Origin of the sequence: Enterovirga sp. (genome assembly GCF_035325185.1) — a bacterium.
In the GTDB taxonomy this organism is placed as follows: domain Bacteria; phylum Pseudomonadota; class Alphaproteobacteria; order Rhizobiales; family Beijerinckiaceae; genus Enterovirga.
In genome coordinates this window covers 1-8799 of sequence record NZ_DAOLAJ010000122.1, presented here as the reverse complement: position 1 = coordinate 8799, position 8799 = coordinate 1, and the positions used below count along the sequence as shown (strand labels likewise).

Here is an 8799-nt window from a genome sequence, read left to right as displayed (position 1 = left end):
GTCTCGGGAGCCGTTCGGACCTGCAAGATCCTCGCGGATGGGCGGCGCCAGATCAACAGCTTCCACGTGGCCGGCGATCTCCTGGGCCTGGAGACAGGCTCGATACATCGGCTCAATGCGGAAGCCGTGTCGGATACGACCATGCTCCTGTTCAGGCGTCGCCAGCTGGCGGCGGTCGCGGCCCGCGATGCAGACGTTGCCTGCCAGCTCTGGTCGGCCACCGCCGCCCATCTGCTGCGGGCCGAGGATCATCTCATCCGGCTCGGCCGCCGCACGGCGCTCGAGCGCGTCGCCGCCTTCCTGCTGGAACTCGACGACCGGCTCGGCGGATCGGGACGGATCGAATTGCCGATGTCGCGCCGCGACATCGCGGACTATCTCGGCCTCACGCTCGAGACGGTGTCACGCGCCATGTCCCAAATGCAAAGGCAGGCCGCTCTGACCCTTTGCGGGGCCCGGCACGTTCATCTCGACAGGCGGGCCGTCGCCCGGCTCGTCGAGGGCTGAGCCGATCGACCTCGTGCGGGTGCTCGCTGCGCTGTGAGCACCGATATGGGAGAAGCGTCGCTTGGACACGCGCTCCGCCGAAATCTTCCCGAAAGCTGTCGCTGCCTCCAATGGCTGGCCATATCTTCGCGTTCGCCGGTGATGCGGAGGCGGCGTGTGGAGATCGATAAGGCATCGCGGTCGGCAACCGGCTCGTGAAGGAAAAGGAGTCTGCCTTGCTCACGCTCACCTCCCTCGGCGGCGCCGGCACGGTGACCGGCTCCAAGCACCTGCTCGAAGCCGATGGCCGCCGCCTGCTCATCGATTGCGGCCTGTTTCAGGGCCTGAAGAACCTGCGAGAGCTGAACTGGGCACCCTTTCCCGTGCCTGTGCAGAGCCTGGACGCGGTGTTGCTGACCCACGCACATCTCGACCATTCCGGGTATTTGCCTAAATTGGTGCGCGACGGCTTTCGCAATCCGATCTTCAGCACCCGCGCGACCATGGAAATGGCCGGCCTGATCCTCCGCGACAGCGCCCATCTGCAGGAGAAGGACGCGGAATACGCCAATCGTCATGGTTTTTCGAAACACCATCCGGCCTTGCCGCTCTATGGAATCCGGGACGCGGAAAGAGCCCTCGAGCAATTCGAACCTGTCCGGATTCATGAGCCCCTCGCGCTCGGGCACGGCGCCACGGCCCTCTTTCGCCGGGCGGGCCACATCCTCGGCGCGTGCACGATCGAACTGACCTGGCGGGGCGTGACCATCGCATTTTCCGGCGATCTCGGCCGCTACGGCGATCCCGTCATGGTCGATCCGGAAGCCATCCCGCAGGCAGACTACGTCGTGATCGAATCAACCTACGGTGATCGGCTGCACGAGCGGCGCGATCCAGCCGAGGCTTTGGCTGAGGTCGTGGAACGTACGGCGGCCCGCGGCGGCACGGTGATCATCCCCTCCTTTGCGGTTGGCCGCGCCCAGCAGCTGCTCTACTATTTCTGGACGCTGAAACAGGCTGGCCGCCTGGGCCGGATCCCCGTTTATCTCGACAGTCCGATGGCGATCGACGCGAGCGAGCTTCTCTGCCGCCACAGCGAGGATCACCGCCTGCCGCCGAGCCTCTGCCACGCCGCCTGCAAGGTCGCGACCTATATTCGCGAGGTGGAGGAATCCAAGCAGGTGACCGCGAGTCCGATGCCCAAGGTCATCATCTCGGCGAGCGGCATGGCGACGGGCGGACGCGTGCTGCATCACATCAAGGCCTTCGGGCCGGACCATCGCAACACCATCCTGTTTTCGGGGTTTCAAGCGGCCGGCACGCGCGGGCAGGCGATGCTGCAAGGCGCCAAGGAGGTGAAGATTCACGGCCAGTGGATTCCTGTCCGCGCCGAGATCGCCGAGTTGCCGATGCTGTCCGCGCATGCGGATGCGAGCGAACTCATGCGCTGGCTGTCCGGCTTCAAGATGCGGCCACGAAAGGTCTTCATCGTCCACGGCGAGCCAAATGCCTCGGAGGCCTTGCGTATTCGGATCGACCGCGAACTCGGCTGGGACGCCGTCGTTCCCTTGCCGAACCAGACGCACCCGCTATGAAGGGCCGATAGGGATGGTCCGGCTACGGCCCGTCTGAAGTGCTCTGGAACCGCGCGGAGCCGGCGAAGCCCGATCGAGGCGGGACCTCCGTCTGAGCGGTATGAGGTCCCGTCACGGCGCGTGAGATGAGGTCGTATTTGGTGCGCGTCACGCTCAGCTCGGGGAACCAGTTGACGAGGTCGCCCCAGGGATCGTTGATCTGCGAGAGGCCCGAGACGAAGGCCACGACGGTGCCGATCTGCGTTTCACCGGTCGCCACGTAGTAGCCGCCGATCGCCAGGATCGATGCGATACCGAGATGATGCATCATGTTCATGAGGAAGTTCATCGAGAACTTCAGCTTGAACACGCCCATATTGAGCCGGAAGACGTCATAGAGACGTTCTCCTTGAGACAAGCCGGCGGAAGGCTCGGCGACGATCGCGACGCTGACCTGGCGAAGGATCCTGATCCGGCTTGCGACACGCCGGCTGTTCCAGCTGCCGGCGGACGCCGCGCGGGCGCGGATCGCAAAGCTCGTGGCCCGCTTCGCCCTGGAGCCCCATCTCCACCGCCGCGCCGCCGATCTGCCGCTCGGCATCCGCCAGCGGCTGTCGCTCGCGGTGGCGATCGTGCATTCGCCGGACCTGCTCGTCCTCGACGAGCCGACCTCCGGCGTCGATCCCGTGGCGCGCGACGAGATCTGGCGTGAGCTTCTGAACCTGTCGCGACAGGAAGGCATCACGATCTTCGTATCGACTCATTTCATGAACGAGGCCGCCCGCTGCGACCGGGTGGCCCTGATGACCTCCGGCCGGGTATTGGCGATCAGCGCCCCCGCCGAACTCGTCGCCGCCAAACGGGCGGACAATCTCGAAGAGGCATTCGTTCGCTATCTCGAGGAAGGAGCGGAGGGGCGGACCGCCCGTGCGGACGGCATCGGCGCGCTTGCGGCCGGATCGGCTTCGCCCTGTTCGGCTCGGCGCTCCTCATGCTGGTGACGGGCGCAGGCATCTCGACGGCTGTGGACAATCTCACCTTCGTCGTCACCATCCCGCCCGGTTTCGAGCGCGACATGCTGAAGGGCCTGCGCCCGACCGTTCAGCTCGCCATCGACGCCACCGCGATGATGCAGGCCGGGATCGGAGCCCAGTACATCCAGCAGATCTTCACCGAGGAGGCCGCCAAGCATCTGCGACGCGACAAAGGGCAGTTCCTGTCGCGCAGCCAGGGCCTGCCGCGCACGCCGGTGACCCTGTCGGTCCGCATCGCCTTCAATCCGAACGTGACGACGTCCTGGTTCACCGGCATCATGGCGATCATCAACAACGTGACGATGCTCGGCATCATCATGACGGGGGCGGCCGTGGTGCGGGAGCGGGAGCACGGCACCATGGATCATCTCCTGGCCATGCCGCTCACGCCGTTCGAGATCGCCGCCGCGAAGATCTGGGCGAACGGGCTCATCATCACGATCGCGGTCGGCCTGTCCCTGGCGATCGTCGTCCAGCGCCTGCTCGCCGTGCCGATTGCCGGCTCGGTGCCGCTCTTCATGGCCGGCGTCGTGCTCTACCTGCTCTTCTCGACGGCGATCGGGATCTTTCTGGCGACGGTCGCCCGGACCATGCCGCAGCTCGGCCTCCTCTACCTCCTGGTGGCGGTGCCGATGAATCTGCTGTCGGGATCGAACACGCCGGTCGAGAGCATGCCCGCTCCGCTCCGGGTGATCATGAGCCTTTCGCCATCGACCCATTTCGTCGCCTATGCGCAGGCGATCCTCTACCGGGGCGCCGACTTCTGGATCGTGTGGCTTCGCTTCCTTCTGGTCGGTGCGATGGGGCTCGGCTTCTTCTGGCTCGCCATTCTCAGGTTCAGGCGCAGCGCCGCCATGCAGGCCGGATGATCGGCATGGGCACGGCCTTCGGGATCGGCTCCGGTTGAGGCACATCAACACTAGGCTTCGCTGAAAGTGCTGGATTCGCACCAGTGAGCCGGGATGAAGGCGATGTCCGAAGAGCTTATCAAATCCCGCCTTCGTGTCGGAGACGCGGCCTTGGCCGCAAGGGCGATCCGTCCCGCTTGCGAACCGCTGCCCGACCTCGCCGAAACCGACGAGTTCGGACGGTATTTCGACAGGTTCAGCTCCGCGCGGGTGGTTCTTCTCGGCGAGGCTACCCATGGCACGAGCGAATTCTACCGGGCCCGCGCCGCCATCACCCGACGGCTCGTCGAACGGCACGGCTTTTCGATCGTCGCGATCGAGGGCGACTGGCCCGATGCGCTGCGGATCGACCGCTATGTCAGGGACCGGGACGTCAGCGTGGAAGAGGGGCAGAATTTCGAACGGTTTCCCTCGTGGATGTGGCGCAACGAGGATGTGCTCGACTTCGTGACATGGTTGCACGCTCATAATGCACAGCTTCCCATGGAGCGGCGCGTCGAGTTCCGCGGTCTCGACATCTATTCCATGCGCAATTCGATCGCGGCGGTCCTGGGCTACCTCGAGCAGGTCGACCCCGCCGCCGCCAGGATCGCGCGGCAGCGCTATGGCTGCCTGACGCCCTGGCAGGACGAGCCTGCCTGGTATGGGCGGGTGGTGCTCCAGGGCCGCCACGATCCGTGCGAGGGCCAGATCGTCGCGCAGCTTCGCGATCTCCTGGAGCGTCGTCTCGATTATGCGGCCCGCGATGGCGAAACGTTCTTCGATGCCGCCCAGAACGCCCGCGTCGTCCTGGCGGCCGAACAATATTACCGCATCATGTACCGCGGCTCGACGGAGTCCTGGAACCTCCGCGACCGGCATATGTTCGACACCCTCCAGCGGCTTCTCGCCCATCGGGGGGACGACGCGAAGGCGGTCGTCTGGGCGCATAATTCGCATGTCGGCAATGCCATGGCCACCCGCATGGGCTGGCAGGGCGAATTCAACATCGGCGAACTGTGCCGGACGGCCCATGGCGGCAGCGCCATCCTGATCGGCTTCGGCACCGACCGGGGAACGGTCGCGGCCGCGGACGATTGGAACGAGCCCATGAAGATCAAGCCGGTCCGTCCGTCCCGTCCCGACTCCTATGAACGCGTTTTCCGGGAGACGGGCATGCCGCGCTGGCTGCTTGACCTGCGCGGAGAGGCGTCATCCGACATCCGCCGCATCCTGTCCGAACCCCGGCTCGAACGCGCGATCGGTGTCATCTACCGGCCCGAGACCGAGCTTCAGAGCCACTATTTCGAAGCCATCCTCCCGGAGCAGTTCGACGCCTATCTCTGGCTTGAGGAGACCAGGGCCGTGACGCCGCTCGCGGCCGGGCGCCCCGAAGGTGTGCCGGACACTTTCCCGTTCGGAGTTTGACCATGTCGCTCCAGCTCTCGAAAACCGCACAGATCCGGATAGAGCCGGAAGGCCTCGAGGGGATCCTCGGCCTGCCGGAGGGAAGGGCCGGCGGCATCGTCATCTTCGCCCACGGGAGCGGAAGCAGCCGGCTCAGCCCGCGCAACGGCTATGTCGCGGCGGCGCTGAGACGAGCCGGGCTTGCGACCCTGCTGCTGGACTTGTTGACCCCGGGCGAGGAGCAGGATCGCCGCAACGTCTTCGATATCGGGTTCCTGGCCTCCCGGTTGGTCCGGGCCACCCGCTGGACGGCGGAGCAGGCGGAGACGGCGGATGTCGCGCCGGCCTATTTCGGCGCGAGCACCGGAGCCGCCGCGGCCCTGGCGGCGGCCGCCTCTCTCGGCGCGCGGATCGGGGCGGTCGTGTCACGCGGCGGCCGCCCCGATCTCGCCATGCCGTTGCTGCCCCGGGTCCGGGCGCCGACGCTTCTTCTCGTCGGCAGCCGCGACGGTCCGGTGATCGACATGAACCGGCGAGCTTATGCGGAGCTTCGATGCGAGAAGCGGCTCACGATCATCGAAGGGGCCGGGCATCTCTTCGAAGAGCCGGGCACGCTCGATCAGGTGGTCCGGCACGCCACCAATTGGTTCGTCAGCCATTTGCCTGCACCGGATCTGAGGGAAATGCCATGAGGGTATCGGAAACATACTTCATGGATCGGCGCGACGGCGGCCGACAGCTCGCGAAGGCTCTCGAGGGGCGAAACCTGAAAGATCCGATCGTCCTTGCCCTGCCGCGCGGCGGCGTGCCGGTCGCCTATGAGATCGCCCGGGTCCTTCATGCCCCCCTCGATCTTCTGATGGTACGCAAGATCGGCGCGCCGGGTCATCCCGAATATGGCATCGGGGGGGTGGTGGATGGCGAGAACCCGCAACTGGTCCTGAACGACGAGATCGTCCAGGCGCTTCAGCCCGACGAACGCTATCTCGCCGCGGAAATGCACCGGCAACTGCATGAGATCGAGCGCCGGCGACAGGCTTATCTCGGGGGTCGGAAGCCGTTGCCCGTGAGGGGGCGGACGGTCGTGCTGGTCGACGATGGGATCGCGACCGGTGGGACCATGCGGGTCGCGATCAGGGCCCTGCGCAAGGCCGGCGCCGAGCGGATCGTGGTCGCTGTCCCAGTGGCGCCACGGGACACGATCGACCGCATCGGGAAGGAGGCCGACGACGTCGTCTGTCTCAGCATGCCGGAGCCATTTCATGCGGTGGGATTGCATTATCGCGACTTCGATCAGACCTCGGACGCCGAGGTCGTCCAGCTTCTCGATCGGGCGCGCGCCGTCCGAATGAACGTGTCCGAGACGTCTTGAGACCGATTTGAGGAAGATCAATGGCCCGGGGGCTCGCCCGCCGCTTTGTCGGAGAATGACGTGGCGGACCGGAGGTTGACATGAACGACATCGCATCACCCTCGACACACGCGGCCGGGCGGAGCCCCGTGCCGGAAGGCGCCTGCAAGGACATCGCCGTCCATCTCGACGGCTCGTCGGAGGACGATGTTCGCCTCGCCCATGCGGAAGCGCTCGCAGCCGGTTTCCGCGCCAGGCTGACGGGCCTCTTCACCAACCTCCTGCCGAACCCCACGTTCTACATGGAGGATTTCGCCGCGCTGGCGATGAGCGATCTCATCGACGTCATCTCCGAGAAGGGCGACGTCACCGAGCGGCGGCTGCGGGAGCGCTTCGCCCGTCTCGATCCGCTCCACGAATTGCGGCGGATCGAAGCCTTCCCCGGCTCCCTGGAGGAGGCCGTCGCCACCGAAGCGCGGTGGAACGATCTCTTCGTCGCGACCTGTCCGCGCGACGAAGGAAACGAACGCTGGAACACGATGATTGAACGCGTGATGTTCGAGGGCGGACGCGGTCTCGTCCTCCTTCCGCCGAAGGCTCCCCTGCGATTGGCGATCCGCACGGTTCTCATCGGATGGGTCGATACCGGGCAGAGCGCACGTGCGGTGGCGGAAGCCTTGCCCTTCCTCAGGCAGGCGACGCGGGTTCATGTCGCGATGGTCAGGGAGAAGGCCCACGGGCGGATGGGCGGCGCCGAAGTGCTCACCGATATAACGGCGCACCTCGCCCGGCACGGCGTCGAAGCGACGGCCAGCGTCCTAGGCCCCGAGGCGGCGCCGGCCGAGGGCCTTCTCGCGGAAGCGGGCAGGATCTCGGCGGATCTCATCGTGGCGGGAGCCTATGGCCATTCGCGCTTCCGGGAATGGGTGCTGGGCGGCGTCACGAAGGAGCTGCTCGCCACCTCCCCGCTGCCGCTTCTCATGGCTCATTGATCGAGATGCGGGGGGCCGGCGGTCCGGCCGTCTTCCCCTCGCGTGCACCGCCTTGGAGAAGGGGCTCCCATGGACGCAACCGATCGATGTGCGGCAAGCCATCGTGACATCGCCGTCAGTGTTCGTGGGCTGGAGGTCGCCTTCGGCGACAAGCGCGTGCTCGACCACCTGGATCTCGAGATCATGCGCGGCGAGATCCTGGGCGTCATCGGCGCGTCCGGCTCGGGCAAATCGGTCCTGTTGCGGGCCATGCTGGGCCTTCTCCCCAAGAAGAGTGGCGTCATCGAGATCTTCGGCCAGGATCTCGACACCCTTCCGGACGAGGAACGGCATAAGCTGGAGCGACGCTGTGGCATCATGTTCCAGCATGGAGCCCTGTTCTCGTCTCTGACGATCGCCGAAAACATCCAGCTCCCGATGCGGGAAAGCCTGAACCTGTCCGACAGGCTCATGGCCGAGATGGCCATGTTGAAGATCGAGCTGGTCGGCCTGCCGCAAGACGCGGCGGAGAAATACCCGGCGGAGTTGTCGGGAGGCATGACCAAGCGGGCGGCCCTGGCGCGGGCGCTCGCGCTTGACCCCGAGATCCTGTTCCTCGACGAGCCCACCTCGGGCCTCGATCCGATCGCCGCCGACGCCTTCGACCAATTGCTGCTGACATTGAAGGCCAGCCTCGACCTGACCGTGATGATGATCACCCACGATCTGAGCAGCCTTCACGCGACCTGCGACAGGATCGCTGCGATCGCGCGCGGCAAGGTCATCGCGATCGGAACGATCGAGAATCTCCTCACGAATAAAGATCCTTGGCTCAAGGGATATTTCGCAGGCGAGCGTGGCCGGACCATTTTTGGGTCAAAGCAAGACTCACAGAGCGCTTGCGACTTATGTCACCACGACCGCGTTCCTGTCCGGGCTCGGGCTCAAGACCCTGCGCATGGACGGGATATTCCGATCGGCCGCAGTGAGACGGATAACCACGAAAGCTCGCGGAGCGGTGAGCTTGTGGGCAGCGGGCCCGGCGACGGCACGATCTCTCGGTAGCGTGAAATGGCAAGACACTTTCGT

General features: G+C 65.7%; 10 protein-coding genes. 9 read left to right on the top strand and 1 reads right to left on the bottom strand.

The annotated features are described in order from the left end of the window. Both PKD06_RS17135 and PKD06_RS17130 read left to right on the top strand, forming a co-directional pair. The coding region (locus PKD06_RS17135; RefSeq protein ID WP_324382243.1) for a helix-turn-helix domain-containing protein at nt 1-507 on the top strand (507 nt) is incomplete at its 5' end. 215 nt (nt 508-722) lie between these two features. Further along, entirely contained in the window at nt 723-2081 is a 1359-nt protein-coding gene (locus PKD06_RS17130) for an MBL fold metallo-hydrolase (RefSeq protein WP_324382241.1), read from the top strand. 22 nt (nt 2082-2103) lie between these two features. Here the strand turns inward: PKD06_RS17130 and PKD06_RS17125 are convergent, their stop codons facing one another. Further along, complete coding sequence (locus PKD06_RS17125; protein ID WP_324382238.1) at nt 2104-2478, bottom strand: hypothetical protein; 375 nt, start codon at nt 2476-2478, stop codon at nt 2104-2106. Nucleotides 2479-2500: 22 nt separating this feature from the next. Here PKD06_RS17125 and PKD06_RS17120 point away from each other — a divergent pair, with 22 nt between their 5' ends. The 7 genes from PKD06_RS17120 (at nt 2501) to PKD06_RS17090 (ending at nt 8775) form a co-directional block, all read left to right on the top strand. Continuing rightward, entirely contained in the window at nt 2501-3061 is a 561-nt protein-coding gene (locus tag PKD06_RS17120) for an AAA family ATPase (protein ID WP_324382245.1), read from the top strand. Further along, nucleotides 3052-3963 carry an ABC transporter permease gene (locus PKD06_RS17115; RefSeq protein WP_324382236.1) on the top strand — a complete coding sequence of 304 codons (912 nt, stop codon included), beginning with the start codon at nt 3052-3054 and terminating at the stop codon, nt 3961-3963. The genes PKD06_RS17120 and PKD06_RS17115 overlap by 10 nt, the downstream gene beginning before the upstream one ends. Before the next feature lie 102 nt (nt 3964-4065). Continuing rightward, nucleotides 4066-5409 carry an erythromycin esterase family protein gene (locus PKD06_RS17110; protein WP_324382234.1) on the top strand — a complete coding sequence of 448 codons (1344 nt, stop codon included), beginning with the start codon at nt 4066-4068 and terminating at the stop codon, nt 5407-5409. Between the two features lie 2 nt (nt 5410-5411). Next, nucleotides 5412-6080 (top strand): alpha/beta hydrolase, encoded by a 669-nt coding sequence (locus PKD06_RS17105; RefSeq protein WP_324382232.1) that lies wholly within the window; start codon nt 5412-5414, stop codon nt 6078-6080. Nucleotides 6081-6100: 20 nt separating this feature from the next. Continuing rightward, nucleotides 6101-6760, top strand: coding sequence for a phosphoribosyltransferase (locus PKD06_RS17100; RefSeq protein WP_324382230.1), 660 nt, complete (start codon nt 6101-6103; stop codon nt 6758-6760). 80 nt (nt 6761-6840) lie between these two features. Further along, entirely contained in the window at nt 6841-7731 is an 891-nt protein-coding gene (locus tag PKD06_RS17095) for a universal stress protein (RefSeq protein ID WP_324382228.1), read from the top strand. A 69-nt stretch (nt 7732-7800) separates the two neighbouring features. Next, nucleotides 7801-8775 carry an ATP-binding cassette domain-containing protein gene (locus tag PKD06_RS17090; protein ID WP_324382226.1) on the top strand — a complete coding sequence of 325 codons (975 nt, stop codon included), beginning with the start codon at nt 7801-7803 and terminating at the stop codon, nt 8773-8775. Nucleotides 8776-8799: the final 24 nt, after the last annotated feature.

Bases quoted from the DNA above. Each gene is read 5' to 3' on its own strand.
- PKD06_RS17115 (WP_324382236.1), top strand. From the start codon at position 3,052: ATGCTGGTGACGGGCGCAGGCATCTCGACGGCTGTGGACAATCTCACC.
- PKD06_RS17110 (WP_324382234.1), top strand. From the start codon at position 4,066: ATGTCCGAAGAGCTTATCAAATCCCGCCTTCGTGTCGGAGACGCGGCC.
- PKD06_RS17105 (WP_324382232.1), top strand. From the start codon at position 5,412: ATGTCGCTCCAGCTCTCGAAAACCGCACAGATCCGGATAGAGCCGGAA.
- PKD06_RS17100 (WP_324382230.1), top strand. From the start codon at position 6,101: ATGGATCGGCGCGACGGCGGCCGACAGCTCGCGAAGGCTCTCGAGGGG.
- PKD06_RS17095 (WP_324382228.1), top strand. From the start codon at position 6,841: ATGAACGACATCGCATCACCCTCGACACACGCGGCCGGGCGGAGCCCC.
- PKD06_RS17090 (WP_324382226.1), top strand. From the start codon at position 7,801: ATGGACGCAACCGATCGATGTGCGGCAAGCCATCGTGACATCGCCGTC.